This is a genomic window from Paracoccus alcaliphilus, from assembly GCF_028553725.1.
GTDB lineage: Bacteria > Pseudomonadota > Alphaproteobacteria > Rhodobacterales > Rhodobacteraceae > Paracoccus > Paracoccus alcaliphilus.
Window position 1 is genome coordinate 829,144 of sequence record NZ_CP067124.1, and the last position, 16,599, is coordinate 845,742.

The following is a 16,599-nucleotide window of genomic DNA, read 5'->3' on the forward strand; positions in this document are numbered from 1 at the left end:
CCATCTTGACAAGCGTCTTGGACCGAGAGTACCGACATAGCTGAACTCACTCACCATATCTTCTTTTCACGTGTCGCCGGTTCAACCTGCTGACAGGGCAAGGTGTTACTCTCGGTATGGAGCCATTGCCTTAGCTTCGGTCTGCATCGGCAGATGGTTGCGCGGAATCGGGACCGTACTGACCCATTCGCCCTCGCCACGCTCTCGGAATGTATGGACAGCACGCTCAATGATACCTTGGTCGATGACCGGCGCATCCACCACCATATGCAGTCCTACGCCGTAGCTGTACGAACGATCAATTTCAAAGGACTCATAGATATCTGGCGGGGAATCTTTCAGAATCTGCGATGCTGTGCGTTCCTGGTGCTCTCGTACCGTCAGGCCGTCGAGGGAGACATAGCGACGCGGTTCGGGGAAAATAACCCGATGCATTTTCTGACCACGCACCGACGGCACCTGTACGGTTTTCCAACGAAACTCTGCCTCAAACTCGGCCTCGGTCAGCAGAGACTGGGTTTGCTCCCAAGCCAGTTCGCTGACTTGGTCCCAGAATGCCATCTGGCCTGTGATGATCTCAGCATTCCAAATCGTATGGCCATCCATGCTAAGAAACATGAAATCGAACCACTGATTATAGACATCGGGTCGTCCGGGCTCATCCAGCGTTTGATGACTGGTGAATATACCGCCATAGCGCGGCGTATCGCACAGGATCCGCCACCGCAATTGAACGAAGGCGTCGCGCTGCCGTCGGCGGGAAAGCTCCCCAAAGGGAATCTGGGACCTGCGACCTTTACTGAATCTTGCCATGGTTTTTCAGTCCTGTTGAGTCTGTTGACGCCAGCGCAGCCCTATTTCTGGGAAAAATGCGCAACCTTTCCAATACCGCAGCTGAATCCTTCTCCGCGATGCCCAATGCGCCGAGTCCCTGTTTCCTGCGATCATAGGTGAAGTTAACCTCAGCGGCATCAGCCGCCAGCAGGACATGCGATGTTCGCGTCCGGTGTGCGCGAGCGAAGATTGTCAACGGTTTGCAAGCTACTTTCCGCCGTGTCTTTCGAATTTTTGTTGGAGCCACCCAGGTGCCCAGGAATGCATCCAAAGTCTCTGGCCTGAACCCCATCATTCTATTGTTGAACCGGAAATCTGGCAGCAAAAGCTGGTCCGCAATGAGTGTCCGCAAGACCTCGACACATATGCCCAAGTGACGCCCGGCATCTTGAGCGTTGAGGAGGTCTCTGAGCTTTGGTGCAAGCTCAGCGATCAGCGCTGGATCGACAACGTGGCTTTCCCCGGCCCGAATGCCGTATTGTGCTTTCAGCACAAGTGACGTGATCTTCGTTCCAATGCCATGCTGCTTGCAGAGGGAGCGCAACGTTGTCGGCTGAATGCCACGCGTCAGAATGCCGAAAACCTTCTCTTGCCCGGTGAAACGAAAATTCTCGCCAACGTATTTGGCCATGACTTCGCATATCGGCCGGTAAGCCGGCTGGTCCTTTCGAAAGTAGAATTGATCAAATGCCTTGCCGAAGGCCTTGCGATAATCGTTGCCATGCCGGCCTCGACCAATCTGATCGTGCAGAAAATCCTTCACGGCCGCTGGCCCCTCGGTCAGAACGTCCGCTCCGATACATCCATGTCGCCGGCGCTCGTCAGCGGAAATATCTTGCCAGCTTGCGTTGGCGCCACGCGAAGCCATCGCCCCAAACACCTCCGCCGTGTGGATGATGACATCGAGCTGAAGATCGTCGATCCATCGGCCTCCATGCATCCCGCCCAACCGCTCTGCTATATAGCACTCCAACGAGGTTGGGTGATCAGGTTGCCACATTGCCTTCTGTGCTGCCGTCAGCTGCAAGACCAAAGACGACAGATCCGGCTGGATGCGCGAAGCTTTGCGGGGCGTTATCGTCATCAGACGGATCTCGTGCTCGGCGCAAACGTGGTTCGCATCGATCAGCCAATCCGTGCGAGCAAGGCAAGCGGATCTCAGATGACCGTCTGCCAACTCACCCAGACAGGCCGGGCAAAATCGGAAGCGATCCTTAGCGGACATGACCTTGTTTCGGGGATCGACGCCGAGTTGCAGCCGTCGGGGATTGCTGGCGTCAAGCGCACCGTTGCTGAGAGCAGCCGGGTCACAGCCTGTATATCTGGCCAAACGCTCGACGCTGTGCCTGTCCCCCATCAGCAAGGCGCGGAGGTCCAGATCGAACAGATAGGCCATCTCGGGAAGCGATGAGAGACCTGACAGGCGGGCGATGCGGTATCCATAGGAAGCGACGGTTTCTCGGGTGTGCGGGGCAGGAAACCCGTCGTGTAAAATTTCCGCCGAAACTGCAGCGCGTTCGCGATTATGCTCCATGACGGTTTGGGCAAAAGCCGACCATTGGTAAAATGATATTCCCGTCAGCGCCCCGGACAGATCATGAGCCGGATACCAGGTTCCGTCGATTTCGACGGCGATCCAGCCGAGGTCCATTTGGTCGAACCGGAGGCGCACACTCCGCTGGTGACGATGCTTATAAGCATCGCGCAGCTCGTCGCAGGTGAAGTCGGCACCGAACACGCGAACCCCGCGACCAGAAATTGTGCGTTCAAGCTCCACACCGAATATGGCCCGGCGATCCATCGCATCTACCGGGGTAGGCAGGCCGTATTTGTCGACAAGTCGGTTCCAGCAATCTGCTGGCGTTTCGCCTTGAAGACCAGCATGACGGCGCTGGTGATAGACGTCGACGATATAGGTCACAAATGCCTCCAGAAGGTCCTGATCGGTGAGGGACGCTTCGGCTTCTGCGTTGTAATCGCCCCGCTGCACGGGGTTTGAGAATGTCCGCCCCCGAAAACGGCTGACGAAATGCGATGAAAACGTGCCGAACAGGCGCTCAATGCGAGACCTGAGTTTAGCGACGCCGCCAGCCGGATTCATCAGGCGCGCATGTAATCCCGCGCAGGCGATCTTTAAATCTTCGCTGACGAAAGCGGAGCCCATATCGGCGGCGATGAATTCCGGGCGTCCGCCCTGATGCCAGCCAGCCCGACAGCCTAAACTGAGCGCGATGGCAGTTTTGTCGGTCGTCACCATTTCCAGCGTCCGGATAGCCGCTTGCGAACTGGTCGATCTGGACAGGGTGAGCCCGACAACGCATCGCGTGGCGCAGTCGATGGCAACGCAGACGACCAGGCGCGTCACTTCGAGGGCGGTGGCCTGCTGCGCCGTCAGCTGGTCAAGCAGGCTAGCATCGAAGATCAAAGTCGTGAGATCGACCTCCCACTCATCAATCTCGACCCGTTCCATCGGCCGTAGCACTTGCACGCCATATTCGATGAGCGCAAATTTCTTGTTGGCGGCATCCGCGCCGTGACGTTGAAGGTAGCTTTCGTAGGGATCCATCTGCCTGATCGCACGATAGACCGAGGAGCGGGATGGCGGTTTTAGTTTAGGCAGATCCTGTTCAGCACGCCCTCGATTGAAATCCGCATAAAGGTTTGTCGCCCTCTCGTGGATGCCGTCGATGCTCGGGCGAAGCGGAGAAGCATATTCAGCGATCAGCGCATCGAAGGCGGCGCGTTCTCCGGGCAGCATGTGACGTTTGTTCCCGCAGCGATGCGTTTGGGGAACCAAAGCCATGATGTTAAAACCGCTGTTCACGTAGTCTCGTTTCCAGGTGAGCAGCGTTTTGGCGCAGGGCGGTGTGTGCAGGGCCTCTTTGCGCCCCGCGCGCTTTACGAGCCCACGCTGGCGTTTGCGGATCGCCATCTCCACGGCCCCGATTATGGCGGGCAGAATGGCATTTACGGATGCTTCGGTGCGCTTGCTCAGACCGGCGTCGACGTATCGCAGTAGTTCTTCCACATACAGGTGCCTCCACAGCGCTATGTCGCGCTTGGCTTCCGGGAGGTCACGGAAATGTTCTGGTAACCCGATCAGCCCTCGCTCAGCGACAGCGCGTGACGCTCCTTCCGCGACATAACGGAAGCGAGGGCTGCGGAGCAGCTCTTCTAATTCACCGTGTGTGATGCTGCGGGTGATGTGCGGTGCGGCTATGCCGGCCAAGACGATACCGTCAGTATCATGTGAAGAAACTCGATATTCGGCACCATCAAGGATGATAAGATCGAGGCGGTTAAAATCGCTGTGTTTCATAGCGCCCCCCTCAAGCGAGCATCATGTGGGAGAAAGGTGGGACAACAGGCGCGCCCAGCTCTTTGGCGCGCTCAATCAGACGCGTCGTTGGGGCGTGCGGAACGATCGTCTGCCGGGGCACGTCCGCATCGGTGAACAGCAGGACCCGTGTCGCGAAGGATCTGGGCAATTGCGCGGCGATGAGCCTCAGCGTGTCTTCGAAGCGGTACTTGCGGACACGGGTCAACGGACGAACGGCCACGGCACTCGCTGTGCCATCGACATATTTCGCCAAGAAGTCGAAATGATGAGTGACGTGTTTGCCCCGCGTGTCGACGTAGCTGATGGCAGGGGGTTGCGCCCGCACCTCACGAATGTCGGGGTTCGCAACCAGCTGATCCCAGCAATGGGCTTCCAGTCCAGATTCAAGCCTGCTGATGACAGGTCGGGGCAAAAAAGATCGCACATCAACGACCTGGACGCGCGCACTCGCCTTTGAGCGCGCCGGAAAGATACGGCTGGCCTCGGCCAGCACGGGAAAACGGAAGAAGGGGTTCATGTCACATCCCTGGCAAGTTTTGACAGGTGATCGCCCATGAACTCGGGCGATCACGATGAGCGAAGGCAACACGAATCTTGTGGTCGACGCAGGCTGCGCCGATCCTTGACTTCGTATGCGAGGTTTGGGATGCTCAGGGCGTCGGGATTCCAAATCGACAAATCTAAGCAAGGTCCCGGGGCTCGGCCTCTGGGGCCTTTTGCTTTCTAAGGCGTCACTTTTCTCTCCTTCGTATAGCGGGCGGGCCAAATGATTTCAGGCTGTGTCTGAAGCTTACTAGCTATGGCCCTTTCTACTTTCTCAGACCGCCTGTGGCCTTGCGATACAAGGCTGACCGATGAAGGCGTGATACCCAACTCACGAGCGATTGCGCTGAAGCTTGAGCCTGCGAGTCTCAGACGAGCTCGTAACATCTCATGGCAGCAATCGTTCATGGCGAAGCCTTTTTGTAGGTGATTCGCGAATCACCATTGCACACAACGAATCACCAGGCGAGCAGTAATTATTGCTATGCCATTGAAAACGAATTGTATTTAGATAGAGTGGCGTGCCGAAATCCGGTGATTTTCGCAATTCGCGCTCGGGCCCGACCGCTATTGCGCGTTCCCCGTCAGGTATGGCTTGATTGCATCCAGTGCGGCCGCCGATCCCTTCAGATCAAAACGGTGCTGCATGCCGCCAAACCCGATCTCGACCCATGCGGCACGGCGCAGGTTGTGGACGAACAGGTTGGTCGCCCCCATCCCGGCGGTGCTTGAATTGCTCATCAGCGCCTGACTGCCGCTGGCCGCGAATTTCAGCCGCTCGCCATTCGAGAACAGGATGCTGACCCGCTCCCCGGCAGCGGGCGCGCGCCCCGCCAGGATGACGGTCACCGTGCAGTTATTGAAGTCGCAGGTGCCATTCGCGTCCAGCCCGTTCACCTCATAGGTGCGGGTGATCCAGATTTCGTTGCCGTGCTGGCGGCGCGGGCTGACATCGCCGGTCTCGTTGGTGAAAGTCCAGAACTCCGCCCCACCCTCCAGCGATGCCTCGAAATACCAGCCATCGGCCAGAGCCGGGCTGGCGAGCGCCATCATCAGGGCGGCGAGATGTGCCTTCATTCTTCCAGATCCTCGGCCGGGATATCGACGCCCCTGCATCGGCCAGCGCCTGCGCGATCAGCTGGCTCATGGTCATGTCGTGCCGCAGGGCCTCGATACGCAAAGACTTATGCGCCTCAGGGCTGAGGCTGATCGAGGTGCGTTTGGGGCCGCCCATCTGCCGTTTGCGTCGCAGGCTGCTCATCGGAACCAGCTTTCCTGCATCCGGGGAATGAAGCGGCGCATCACCAGCCCTGCAATGCCGAAAAGCAGCATGAACGGGCTGAGCAGCATGAACATGAAAAAGCCCACGCCCCAGTTTACCTGCCACGAGCTCGTGGCCGCTGAATAGCCCAGAGCGAGGCCGATCAGCGCGGCGAGGCCTGCGCCGATGAACATGATCTGCGCCGCACCTCGCCATCTTTCAGCCGACCAGCCCGGCTTCAGGATGCCGCGTTGTGCGCCGCAGCTCGGGCAGGTTGTCGCTTCAGCGTGAATCTCACTCATGCAATGCGGACATTGTTGGGGCATATCAGGCTCCTGAATGTCGAATGAATGTTAAAACAGGTAGAGTTAAAAACTTCGGCGCACAATAGCATTGTGCATGAAAACGACCCCCAGAAGCCCCCTGCGAGACATCGTAGCGCGCAACATGCGTAGGCTTCGGGCCGAGCGTGGCTGGTCGCAAGAGTATCTGGCCAACGAGTGTGGGTTGAACCGGACCTATCTGAGTGCGGTCGAACGGTCGGAGCAAAACATCTCTATCGACAATCTGTACAGGGTTGCTAACGGGCTCGGGGTTGAGAGCTGGACGCTGCTGAAGGTTGATTAATCTACCAAGAGGGCGGAAAGCCGACTGTCCGCGGTGCGGCGTGGCACCTGCAGCAAACCCGGGAAAGCGGTCATCCGCGCGCGGTGCAGCAATCATCCTGCCCCACGACCGGTGACTGGCGGAAAGCCGTCTGGCGGCAGCGCCGCGTGCCTGCGGCCAGACATTCTCGAAACCAGTCATTCATACAGTGCGCAGCGAAAAGTTGGGGCGTCTGTGAGCTCCTTGCGAAGCAATACATGTATAGACCGCGATGCATGAGTTGCGGTATCGTCGAGTTGAACCTTACCTACAAATTGCCGACACTATCCCGCAAACGCCGCGACCGGTACTAGCGTAGAACGCGGAGGGAAATTGCTCACACATATCAAGAAGATCAAAAGCCTCGGTGTATTTGATAATTACGCCGCGCCGCCAGAGCTAAAGGCATTCGAACGATTCAATGTCGTTTACGGCGAGAATGGCTCAGGCAAGACGACCTTTTCACGGCTTCTCGCCTGCCTTCAGGCTGGGGAACATAGTGATTACCCGCACCTCGAATTTTATGTCGATACGCAATCCGGGCCGTTGAGCCATGGCCAGAAATACTTGAGGAATGTCCGCGCATTCAACAGCGACTTTGTAGAGGCCAACATCGGCCGATTCGATGGGCCCCTTCGCCATATCCTAATCTTGGGCGAGGAGAACAAGTCCGTCGCAGAAGAAATCAAGGCAGAAATCGCAACGAGGGACGATCGCACCAAGCGGATCCAAGATATCACCAATGCCGTCGCCAAGCTGGAAACCGAGCGGGGAAAAGTTTTCTCTTCCATAGCTAAGACCATCGGCGAGGCGACGAGCGGCTCAACCCTTCGCACCTATCGCAAGCCCGACGCCGAGACAGCCTTCGCGAAGCTTACAAGTCCGAAATCACTTAGTGACGCCGAACTGGAGGTCCATCGCGCGGCCGTCCGTCAGGTGCAAATGTCTGAGGTAGGCAAACTCAATGTGCCCGGTATAATCGAGCCCGGCACCGATAAGACTATCGGTCCGGTGGGTGCTGCTCACGCGTTGGCGCAGCGCTGTAAGGCCCTCACGGTACGCTCCGCTTCGTCTGCCGTAATCTCGCGCTTGGCCAATCACCCGATGATCGCCACTTGGGTGGAAGAAGGTATCGGCCTACACAAAGCTCATGCGAGCGAGAATTGCGAGTTTTGTTCGCAACCATTACCGACTGCCCGGCTTCAGGCGCTTGCGGAGCACTTCAGCGTGGAAGATCAACAACTCAAGGCCGAGATCGACAAAGAGCGCGCATGGCTTTCCAGCGTGATGGGAGCTCTCGGAGAGTTCACATTCCCGGATCGCCTCGCGCTATATCCTGAGCTTCGCGTTGATTACGACACCGCCGTCAGTGTCTTCGCGACCGAGGTAGAAGCTGTCAGGCAGCGGGTGCGTATTGTCGATGCTGTATTGGTAGACAAGCTGACGCGGCGAACCGAGGCATATGAGGCTAAGATAGAATCAGATTCAGAAGCCCTGAAAGCGGGCCTCACATCGATTGCTGATGTGATGCAAAGGCACGACGACAAAACCAAGGGCTTTGAACTTGGAAAACATTCGGCGAGAGATGCTATCGAAGCCCATTATCTTCTGACAATTAAAGAGCAGGTCGGTGAGACTGCCTCTAAGATCACCGCCAAGAAAGCCGAGGGAGAGCTTCTTATGAATGGCGGCGACGGTCTGCCGGACAAGCGGAGCCTCGCTGATATTACGCTATCAATCACGAGTAAGCAGGCTCAGATCTCGAACGAGCACAAAGGTGGCGAAGAGCTGACCGCGCATCTGAAGCAGTTCCTCGGTCGCACCGATCTGGTCTTTGAGAACAGTAAGGACGGCTACGTCGTCCTGCGTCGAGGTAAACCTGCGAGGCGATTGAGCGAGGGAGAGAAGACCGCCATCGCATTCCTATACTTCCTCGTTCAATTGAAGGATCAGGATTTCGACCTAGCCGAAGGGGTAGTTGTCATCGACGACCCAATCTCCAGCCTTGATTCCGGCGCGATATATCAGGCTTTTTCGTTCTTAAAGGTTGCGGCACAGGGCGCCAAACAACTGTTCATCCTGACTCACAATCACGAATTCTTACGGCTCGTGATCAACTGGTTCCAGAACCTCCCGGGCGCTATCAAGAAGCAGTGTTCTTACTCGATGGTGCTTTGCTCCGAGACCGACGTGGGCCGCTCGGCGCGCCTTGCCCCCCTCGATCAGCTTCTCATCGACCATGCGACCGAGTACCATTACTTGTTCAAGGTGCTATACTCATTCCAAAGCGACGGCTCGATTTTGAGCTGCTACCACATCCCGAATGTCGCCCGGAAAGTCCTAGAAACCTTCCTAGATTTTCACATTCCGTCTAAGGACAAACTCTATCGAAAGCTCGAGAAGACTGACTTCGATCCGCACAAAAAAACCGCGATCCTCAAGTTCACCAATGACCTGTCGCACTTCACGGGTAAGGGCTTTGATCCAGCCTTGGTGGCTGAGACACAGAAGAATACAACCTACCTTCTAGAGATGATCAAGCACAGCGCGCCCTTGCACTTCGCTGGGCTGGAAGCGTTGGCCAAGGGATAACTGGAAATCCGTACACACCACAAGCAAAGCGGGTTTGTTTGGAAGGTCGAGGGGCCGTGACCCTTCAGGACCACATGCGAGCAGAACTGGACGGGTGGGCAGACGCTATACCCGACGCTTGGCGCGAGGCTTTCGGCGGAGCGCTCCCCAATTTCGACGCACCCTCGCTCGCACGAGTTCTGGATGAGGAGTTCAGACAATCTCATCCACCTTTGCAGGCACCGGACGAAGGTCATCAGATGTTCCGGGCATTCCGCCACATCGAACCAGCGCAGGTCCGAGTTTTCGCTATCGGACAAGACCCGTATCCGGAACGTGACCGCGCCACGGGCCGCGCCTTCGAGGACGGCGCGGCCGACCTTCGCGGCATTGCGAGCAGCCTGAGACGAATTCTCCAGTCGGGCCTGACGGCGATGGCACCGGCTCGCATGGCCGACAGAGATGTTCGCGGCTGGGGCGCAATTCGAGCTCAGGTCGGAGCCCACCTAAACGACCGGGCAGCAATGACGCAGTATTTCGATGGCTTGGCAGAGCAAGGGGTGTTGTTCCTCAATGCTGCCTGGACCTTTACCGAGATCGAACATCATCCAGACCGAGCAGAACGAAAGCGCCGACGCGCGCGGCTCCAGAATGCGCATCGGGCGCTGTGGCGACCGGTGACGGAGAGGGTGGTTGGTCACCTGGCTGCGAAGAACGGAGCTCCGGTCTTCCTATTGTTCGGAGGAGAAGCCTTGGAGCGCTTCAACTCCGCAACACGGCATCTGCAGGAGCCTCCAACCAGCGTTTTCTGCGCCCACCCCACTGCAAGGAGAGCAGCATACTTCGACTATCAGAACCCGCTGAGACGCGCGAACCGGGTCCGAGAATTACAGGATCTAGAAGCCGTCCAATGGTGGCCCCACGCGGCACAGGATGAGTAAACTTGGGTGTTGCTTGCTGAAAAGTCAGTGCTTTTGTGCGACCGACGTTCCATGAGATTACCTGACCTGCGACTGCCACCTTTTTCCGCTATAGTCGACCTTCACGGCGCGCTCGGGACGCGTCAATCCTGAGGGGCAGCTTTCGGGCATGCGGCATTGCAGCAGCTTAAGGCGCCGACCGTCTCCTATGAGCCGCCCAGCTTGTCTTGCGCAGTCGCATGGCTGAGGGTGCCAATTTGCCGGTTGCTGTGCCGCGGCATGGCGCGCCGTTCGCACGTGTAGCGGACGACCGGCCCATACCTAGTATGCTGAAGGATGACATCCACGTTCCCTGTCCATAGTAGATCACGAAACTGCCTTGACAGTTCTAAGTATCAACTCTCAGATACTTTTCCGTAATCGCCAAGAGGAAAATACTTGACATTGAGGCCTGTGACATGTGAGCTATCGGATAGCTTACGCGATAAGCACCTTGCGTGCTTGGTCAGACGTTTCGTCAGACCTCAATTGATTGTTAGGTTTTATCCGGTGTGGGTGCACGTGTGGTCTTACCGCCACAAGTGGCCTCTCCGCTCGGTAAGACCACACGTACACCCACACCTTCGAGGGTAAGTGATAGCCGGGGGTGATATAATAGACTTGGTTGACCGCTTCGAAGCGGGCTCACTTCATGTGCGCGCACCAAGTCCGATAATCCTGCTATGTGGCGGGCCTATCGTGGTGAATTCACCAAAACCGAAGTCTCTCCGTCAGGCATATACGCAGATATACGGGCGCATTCCATTTAGGGATTATACAAACCTCGCGCCGGAAGATTTTAATATATTTGGCCCCGACCCACATTACCAAGACTGGCTGAGCTTTGAAAGCGAGTTCGCTCAAATTGTCGATTTGATTATCCTATTTTCGGAAAGTTATGGCAGCATTGCGGAGCTGGGTGCCTTTTCCATGGTCGAAGAGATAGCCATTCGACTTCTCGTCATAATGGACGATAAAAATTATGCAGAAAACTCCTTTGTAAAGCTCGGCCCAATCCGGAAGCTGGAGGAAGAGCATGGAAAATCATCCGTATGCGTATTGAACAGAGCGGATATAAATATTCCCGACATTAGAAGTGTCGAGAGCGTAGATCTGAACATCTTTTCAGCAACGCTGGTTTCCGCCATTGAGAAGCGGAAGAAAGATTACAGAGAAAAAACTACATTTGACCCAAACAGACCAGGCCACATTATTAAGCTTATAGTCGGCCTTATTCAACACTACGGCGCCTTGACCGACGCAGAGATCGACGTGTTGCTTTTTGCGATGAACTTAAAGGTGACTCTGCCGAAGATTACAAACTACCTGACGTGTGCAATTGGGGCGAAATGGATTAGAAAAGACAAAAGAGGCGTTGAGGAGTACTATTGCGCACTCCCCAACATCGGTCAGGCTATTGAATATAAATTGCGAAAGAGTCTTCCGCCGGAGGAAAGAGATAAGGACCGATGGCGTGCGCGTGTGATCGAACACTGGAAAGGCACCGATAAGGTTCGCTTCAGTAGCATCCAGGCGACCCTAAGGGAGGCAATATGAGTTCTAATATCGTTAAGGCGCTATCCCTCCAGACAGGCATGGATGTATTACTTGTAGAGAGAATTATCCAAACTGCGCCCATAAGATATAAAACTTACCGCATCCCCAAGCAAGCAGGAGGATTTCGAGAGATATCACAGCCTGCCATTGAAGTGAAGGCACTGCAGAGAGGCCTCATCGAAATTCTGCTTCGCAATCTCCCACTACATGAGGCCGCAACGGCTTACAGAACAGGCATGTCGATTAGAGATAATGCTTTGCGTCATGCAGGGGATGGTCCAATACTTAAAATGGATTTCAAAGATTTTTTCCCCTCAATTAGACCTGCGGACTGGTCAGCATACTGTGAGAAAACGGGGGTCTTGACGGAGGCAGACGACGTAAAGGCAACGAGCCTTATTTTATTTCACAGACCAAAGGGGAGCTCTATACACCGACTTGCCATTGGCGCACCCTCGTCGCCATTTTTATCAAATGCTTTGATGTTTGATTTCGACAAGCTGGTCACTGATGCTGTAGGAAGGGATCACGTTAGATACACCAGATATGCAGATGATCTAACCTTCTCTGCGCCTCGAACAGGACACCTCGTCAACGTTGATAGAATCGTTCGAGCAGCAATCAAGTCCATTGATCGCCCAAGGTTAAAAATTAACGATGATAAAACCACGCGAGTGACGCGCAAGTATGGTAGAAAAGTTACTGGACTGACGCTGACAAACGATGGGAGCGTATCAATTGGGCGTGAGCGAAAGCGTCTTATCCATGCCGCAGTTTATCGCGCATCCAAGGGGGAATTGGATCTCCCCTCCCTCGCAGAACTTAAGGGTTTACTTGGTTTTGCGAATAGCGCCGAGCCAGCCTTTATAATGACATTGAGGGAAAGATATGGAGATGAGGTGATCAAATATATCCAGCGGTATCGCATCCCAAAAAGAATACCGCAGCAATAGCCGTGTTGACTATTATAGATACATCAGGCAAGAAATTGCCTTCCGGCCGCGCTATTGCAGCGGAAGCATTTAAGAACCCCTATCGCCCCGCAGCCTCCTTTCTGGTTTTTTGTAGATCTGTGCAATTTCCGGGAGTGATCTCTCTGTAGTTTGGCTACTGTTTCCCCGAACGGCAGCTCCGATGACTTGCTTCGGGTGCTCTACCGCATTGTCGTAAATCGGCTGTTCGCCCTTGAGGTCAGCGCCGACCACTCCGCCTTCCGCCCAGCAGATCAGCTTGGGGGCGATGTTGCGTGTTGCTCCGCCCCACTTGCGAACGGCAGAAATGTCTCGCATAGCGAACGCTCCGTAGCCCGAGATGCCGCGCCCCATGTCCAGTGGCCGCTTCGGGGAATGCTGCCGCGCAGCATCGGCAAGGCTCGACCGTCCGGTAAGGGCCGGTATCGACGCTCCGGGCGTCACATCAAGCAGACAAGAATGCTGTAAGTCACGCGTTTGACAGGTTAGCCAACGCGTTTGGCTCATCTATCATCCAGAAAGACCGCCTTTTGAAACAAAAGGCAAGACTTTCTGAAACGCCATAACGGGAATTTTGGTCGGAGCGAGAGGATTCGAACCTCCGACCCCCTGCTCCCGAAGCAGGTGCGCTACCAGGCTGCGCTACGCTCCGACCGTAGGGTGGGCAGGTAGCGCGCAGAGCGGCGGAATGCAAGACCTCTTCGCCATATGGGGCGACAAAGTTTTGCGGGGTTCCGGTCAGGGACAAGCCGCCCGTCCCCGGCGGGAAAACCGGTGCCCGGCCACGCGGGACGGGCACCGGCGTCATCGCTCAGGCCGACAGCGCGGCGATGATCCGGTCGCCCATTTCCGAGGTCGAGACCGGTCGGCCGCCCTCGGGGCCCATCAGGTCGGCGGTGCGGACGCCCTCGGCCAGCACGCGTTCGACCGCGCGTTCCAATTGGGATGCGGCCTCGCCCTGATCGAAGCTGTAGCGCAGCGCCATCGCGAAGCTGAGGATGCAGGCGATCGGGTTGGCCTTGCCCTGCCCGGCGATGTCGGGGGCAGAGCCGTGCACGGGCTCATAGAGCGCCTTCGGACGGCCATTCTCCATCGGTGCGCCAAGGCTGGCCGAGGGCAGCATGCCAAGACTGCCGGTCAGCATCGCCGCCGCATCCGACAGCAGGTCGCCGAACAGGTTGTCGGTCAGGATCACGTCGAATTGACCCGGCTGGCGGACCAGCTGCATCAGCCCGTTATCGGCATACATATGCGACAGCTCGACATCCGGGTATTCGTTGTCATGCACCCATTGCACCTCTTCGCGCCACAGGATGCCGGATTCCATCACATTGGCCTTTTCCATCGAGCAGACCTTGCCGCGGCGGCGCTGCGCCATCTCGAAGGCGGAACGGGCCACGCGGCGGATCTCTCCGCTGGTGTAACGCTGGGTGTTGATGCCGACGCGGCCGCCCTCGTTCTCGGGGTTATTGTCATCGGCATGGATGCCGCGCGGCTGGCCGAAATAGACGCCCGAGGTCAGTTCGCGCACGATCACGATATCCAGCCCGGCCACGACCTCGCGCTTGAGCGAGGAAAAATCCGCAAGCGCGTCAAAGCATTGCGCGGGGCGCAGGTTGGCGAACAGGTCCATCTCCTTGCGCAGCCGCAGCAGGCCGCGTTCGGGTTTGACGGAGAAGTCCAGCGCATCGTATCTCGGCCCGCCAACGGCGCCCAGCAGCACGGCATCGACCGATTGCGCCCTGGCCATCGTTTCGTCCGTCAGCGGCACGCCATGCGCGTCATAGGCCGACCCGCCCACCAGATCGTGGCTGAGATCGAATTTCAGCCCGTGATTGGCCTGAAACCAGTCGATGACCTTGACCACCTCGGCCATGACTTCCGGTCCGATCCCGTCTCCGGGCAGGATGAGAAGCGAATAACTGTCCGACATACGAAACCTCCTTGTGACGCAGAAACGGGTTAGACGCCGCCACTGGCATGGTCAAGTTCGCAGGGGCCGGGCGGCGCCCTCACGGTGAGTTGGGTTGCCATCGCCGTCCGGATCGGGCCCGATGGCGCATGCCGTGGAAGGGCCGTGGACGGGCCTGCCGCCACGGGTGGGACAAGACGCCGAGGAAGGAAGGCCGTGATGAAACTTTGGGACGCGTTCATGATCGGTGCCGTCGTTGCAGGAACTGCGCTGCTGGTGACGGTGCCACCCTCTGCCGCCCAGGACCGGATCGAGGTGCCGCTGCCCGATATCTCGGCACTGGACGACGAGGCCGCCACCGAACTGGCGCGCCGGATCGGAGAGGCCGATGTCATCACCTCGAACTGTACGGCGCACGAGATCTCGGGCGGCGAATGGACCTTGCTGGCGGGCACCGGCGATCTGCTGGCCGAAAAGCTTCAGATGGAACCCGCCGAATATGACCGCAATTTCAACGCGCCCGCCTATTCGCTGCTGGACGATCCCGAAGCCTGCGACCGTATCGGCCCGCAGGTCGCCCCGCTGATCGCGGAGCTGGTGGCCATGGGTGGCGCGACCGAGCCCGATCTGCCGGAACCCGACCCCGCCGACCCCGATCAGGCCGCAACCGCCGATCAGCCGGATGGCGCCGCGGACGAAGGCAACGCGGAAACCGAGGCCGACTGACCCGCCCGGACTTGCAGGTATTGCAACTCTGCCGCCCATCGCGCAGCTTGACGCCCGCGAAGGACAGGAGGCGTCATGCCCGCAATATCGCCCGGAATCATCTGCCTGACCGTGGGCTATGTCTTCAGCCAGTTCTATCGTGCGTTTCTGGCCGTCCTTGCGCCGGTGCTGGGGCAGGAACTGGCGGCAGGACCGGGCGATCTGGCGCTGTCCTCGGGGCTGTGGTTCATCACCTTTGCCGCCATGCAGCTGCCGGTGGGCTGGGCGCTGGATCATTTCGGTCCACGCCGGACCGTGGCCGTGCTGCTGGGCCTTGGCGGCGGAGGGGGCGCGGCGCTGTTCGCGATGGCGCAGACGCCCATGCATCTGCATCTGGCGATGGCGTTGCTGGGGGTGGGCTGCGCGCCGGTGCTGATGGGGGCCTATTACATCTTTGCGCGCGAATACCGGCCCACCACCTTCGGCGCGCTGGCGGGGCTGATGATCGGGGTCGGGTCACTGGGCAATATCCTTGGGGCCGCGCCGCTGGTCTGGGTGATCGAGACGCTTGGCTGGCGCATGACGCTGTGGCTGCTGGCGGGGGCGACCGTCGTCGTCTCGGGGCTGATCGGGCTGACCCTGCGCGACCCGGCCAGACTGGGCAGTGACCACCCCAAAGGCTCGATCGGCGATGTGCTGCGGCTGCGCGCCTTGTGGTTCATCCTGCCGATATTCTTTTTCAGCTATGCCGCGCCGATGGCGATCCGGGGCCTGTGGGCCGCGCCCTATCTGGATCAGGTCTTCGGCGCCAGCGAACAGACCATCGGGCGGGCAACGCTGGTCATCGGGCTGGCGATGATTCTGGGCAATTTCCTTATCGGCGCCGCCACAAGGATCGTCGGCAGCATCCGCCGCACCGTGCAGATCTTCATCGCGGTCGAGCTGATGCTGATGGCGGTGCTGGTCCTTTACCCCTCGTCCGGCCTTGCCGCCGCGACGGTGCTTCTGTCGCTGATCGGCTTCAGCGGCGCGGCCTATGCGCTGCTGATGGCGCATGGACGGTCCTTCCTGCCGGCGCATCTGGTGGGGCGGGGGTGACCTTCCTCAACATGTTCTCGATGGGCGGGGTGGGGGTGATGCAATTCGCCTCTCGCCCCGTCTATCAGACGGCCAGCGCGGCCTATCCTCCGGCGCAGGCCTTCGCTATGCTGTTTCTGTTCTTTCTGATCCCGCTGGTGATCGGATATATCCTGTATTTCCTGACCCCCGAGGCCGATCATGGCTGACGTTCCGACCCTTTA

At 57.8% G+C, this 16,599-nt stretch carries 15 protein-coding genes and 1 tRNA gene; 8 read left to right on the forward strand and 8 right to left on the reverse strand.

Features of this window, described 5'->3' with window-relative positions; all coding sequences use genetic code 11:
* Window positions 1-105: 105 nt before the first annotated feature.
* The 6 genes from JHW40_RS04365 to JHW40_RS04390 form a co-directional block, all read right to left on the reverse strand.
* Entirely contained in the window at window positions 106-813 is a 708-nt protein-coding gene (locus JHW40_RS04365) for a hypothetical protein (RefSeq protein WP_090613908.1), read from the reverse strand.
* Window positions 797-4,153, reverse strand: a complete 3,357-nt coding sequence (locus JHW40_RS04370) for a TniQ family protein (protein ID WP_090613911.1) — start codon at window positions 4,151-4,153, stop codon at window positions 797-799. The genes JHW40_RS04365 and JHW40_RS04370 overlap by 17 nt, the downstream gene beginning before the upstream one ends.
* Before the next feature lie 10 nt (window positions 4,154-4,163).
* Window positions 4,164-4,691: a hypothetical protein gene (locus tag JHW40_RS04375; protein WP_090613913.1), complete on the reverse strand. Its 528-nt coding sequence runs from the start codon at window positions 4,689-4,691 to the stop codon at window positions 4,164-4,166.
* Window positions 4,692-4,897: 206 nt separating this feature from the next.
* Entirely contained in the window at window positions 4,898-5,125 is a 228-nt protein-coding gene (locus JHW40_RS04380; RefSeq protein ID WP_090613917.1) for a helix-turn-helix domain-containing protein, read from the reverse strand.
* A gap of 159 nt (window positions 5,126-5,284) precedes the next feature.
* On the reverse strand, window positions 5,285-5,794 hold the full coding sequence (locus JHW40_RS04385; protein ID WP_090613918.1) for a hypothetical protein: 510 nt from the start codon (window positions 5,792-5,794) through the stop codon (window positions 5,285-5,287).
* A gap of 180 nt (window positions 5,795-5,974) precedes the next feature.
* A complete protein-coding gene (locus JHW40_RS04390) occupies window positions 5,975-6,172 on the reverse strand; it encodes a hypothetical protein (protein ID WP_244519251.1) in 198 nt (65 codons plus the stop codon).
* A 253-nt stretch (window positions 6,173-6,425) separates the two neighbouring features.
* Between JHW40_RS04390 and JHW40_RS04395 the strand changes: the two genes are divergently transcribed.
* The 5 genes from JHW40_RS04395 to JHW40_RS04415 all read left to right on the forward strand — a co-directional run bounded on the left by JHW40_RS04395 (window position 6,426) and on the right by JHW40_RS04415 (window position 12,663).
* Window positions 6,426-6,605, forward strand: a complete 180-nt coding sequence (locus tag JHW40_RS04395; RefSeq protein WP_244519254.1) for a helix-turn-helix domain-containing protein — start codon at window positions 6,426-6,428, stop codon at window positions 6,603-6,605.
* A 351-nt stretch (window positions 6,606-6,956) separates the two neighbouring features.
* Complete coding sequence (locus JHW40_RS04400; RefSeq protein ID WP_090613923.1) at window positions 6,957-9,215, forward strand: AAA family ATPase; 2,259 nt, start codon at window positions 6,957-6,959, stop codon at window positions 9,213-9,215.
* Between the two features lie 239 nt (window positions 9,216-9,454).
* Window positions 9,455-10,135 carry a uracil-DNA glycosylase family protein gene (locus JHW40_RS04405; protein WP_170851870.1) on the forward strand — a complete coding sequence of 227 codons (681 nt, stop codon included), beginning with the start codon at window positions 9,455-9,457 and terminating at the stop codon, window positions 10,133-10,135.
* 612 nt (window positions 10,136-10,747) lie between these two features.
* Window positions 10,748-11,710, forward strand: coding sequence for a retron St85 family effector protein (locus tag JHW40_RS04410; RefSeq protein WP_272849065.1), 963 nt, complete (start codon window positions 10,748-10,750; stop codon window positions 11,708-11,710).
* On the forward strand, window positions 11,707-12,663 hold the full coding sequence (locus tag JHW40_RS04415; RefSeq protein ID WP_090613932.1) for a retron St85 family RNA-directed DNA polymerase: 957 nt from the start codon (window positions 11,707-11,709) through the stop codon (window positions 12,661-12,663). Before JHW40_RS04410 ends, JHW40_RS04415 begins: the two co-directional genes overlap by 4 nt.
* Window positions 12,664-13,256: 593 nt before the next feature.
* On the opposite strand, the gene JHW40_RS04420 is transcribed toward JHW40_RS04415, so the two are convergent.
* Window positions 13,257-13,333: transfer RNA gene (locus tag JHW40_RS04420), tRNA-Pro, on the reverse strand.
* 159 nt (window positions 13,334-13,492) lie between these two features.
* Entirely contained in the window at window positions 13,493-14,614 is a 1,122-nt protein-coding gene (gene leuB, locus JHW40_RS04425) for a 3-isopropylmalate dehydrogenase (RefSeq protein ID WP_090613933.1), read from the reverse strand.
* Between the two features lie 198 nt (window positions 14,615-14,812).
* Between leuB and JHW40_RS04430 the strand changes: the two genes are divergently transcribed.
* The 3 genes from JHW40_RS04430 (at window position 14,813) to JHW40_RS04440 (ending at window position 16,584) form a co-directional block, all read left to right on the forward strand.
* Complete coding sequence (locus JHW40_RS04430; RefSeq protein WP_211657344.1) at window positions 14,813-15,319, forward strand: hypothetical protein; 507 nt, start codon at window positions 14,813-14,815, stop codon at window positions 15,317-15,319.
* 75 nt (window positions 15,320-15,394) lie between these two features.
* Window positions 15,395-16,396, forward strand: a complete 1,002-nt coding sequence (locus tag JHW40_RS04435) for an MFS transporter (RefSeq protein ID WP_272849066.1) — start codon at window positions 15,395-15,397, stop codon at window positions 16,394-16,396.
* On the forward strand, window positions 16,393-16,584 hold the full coding sequence (locus JHW40_RS04440) for a hypothetical protein (protein ID WP_272849067.1): 192 nt from the start codon (window positions 16,393-16,395) through the stop codon (window positions 16,582-16,584). Before JHW40_RS04435 ends, JHW40_RS04440 begins: the two co-directional genes overlap by 4 nt.
* The last annotated feature ends 15 nt before the right edge of the window (window positions 16,585-16,599 follow it).

Coding starts and splice junctions, on each gene's coding strand:
- JHW40_RS04395 (WP_244519254.1), top strand. CDS start 6,426: ATGCGTAGGCTTCGGGCCGAGCGTGGCTGGTCGCAAGAGTATCTGGCC.
- JHW40_RS04370 (WP_090613911.1), bottom strand. CDS start 4,153: ATGAAACACAGCGATTTTAACCGCCTCGATCTTATCATCCTTGATGGT.
- JHW40_RS04375 (WP_090613913.1), bottom strand. CDS start 4,691: ATGAACCCCTTCTTCCGTTTTCCCGTGCTGGCCGAGGCCAGCCGTATC.
- JHW40_RS04365 (WP_090613908.1), bottom strand. CDS start 813: ATGGCAAGATTCAGTAAAGGTCGCAGGTCCCAGATTCCCTTTGGGGAG.
- JHW40_RS04430 (WP_211657344.1), top strand. CDS start 14,813: ATGAAACTTTGGGACGCGTTCATGATCGGTGCCGTCGTTGCAGGAACT.
- JHW40_RS04405 (WP_170851870.1), top strand. CDS start 9,455: ATGTTCCGGGCATTCCGCCACATCGAACCAGCGCAGGTCCGAGTTTTC.
- JHW40_RS04380 (WP_090613917.1), bottom strand. CDS start 5,125: ATGAACGATTGCTGCCATGAGATGTTACGAGCTCGTCTGAGACTCGCA.
- JHW40_RS04385 (WP_090613918.1), bottom strand. CDS start 5,794: ATGAAGGCACATCTCGCCGCCCTGATGATGGCGCTCGCCAGCCCGGCT.
- JHW40_RS04390 (WP_244519251.1), bottom strand. CDS start 6,172: ATGTTCATCGGCGCAGGCCTCGCCGCGCTGATCGGCCTCGCTCTGGGC.
- JHW40_RS04435 (WP_272849066.1), top strand. CDS start 15,395: ATGCCCGCAATATCGCCCGGAATCATCTGCCTGACCGTGGGCTATGTC.
- leuB (WP_090613933.1), bottom strand. CDS start 14,614: ATGTCGGACAGTTATTCGCTTCTCATCCTGCCCGGAGACGGGATCGGA.
- JHW40_RS04415 (WP_090613932.1), top strand. CDS start 11,707: ATGAGTTCTAATATCGTTAAGGCGCTATCCCTCCAGACAGGCATGGAT.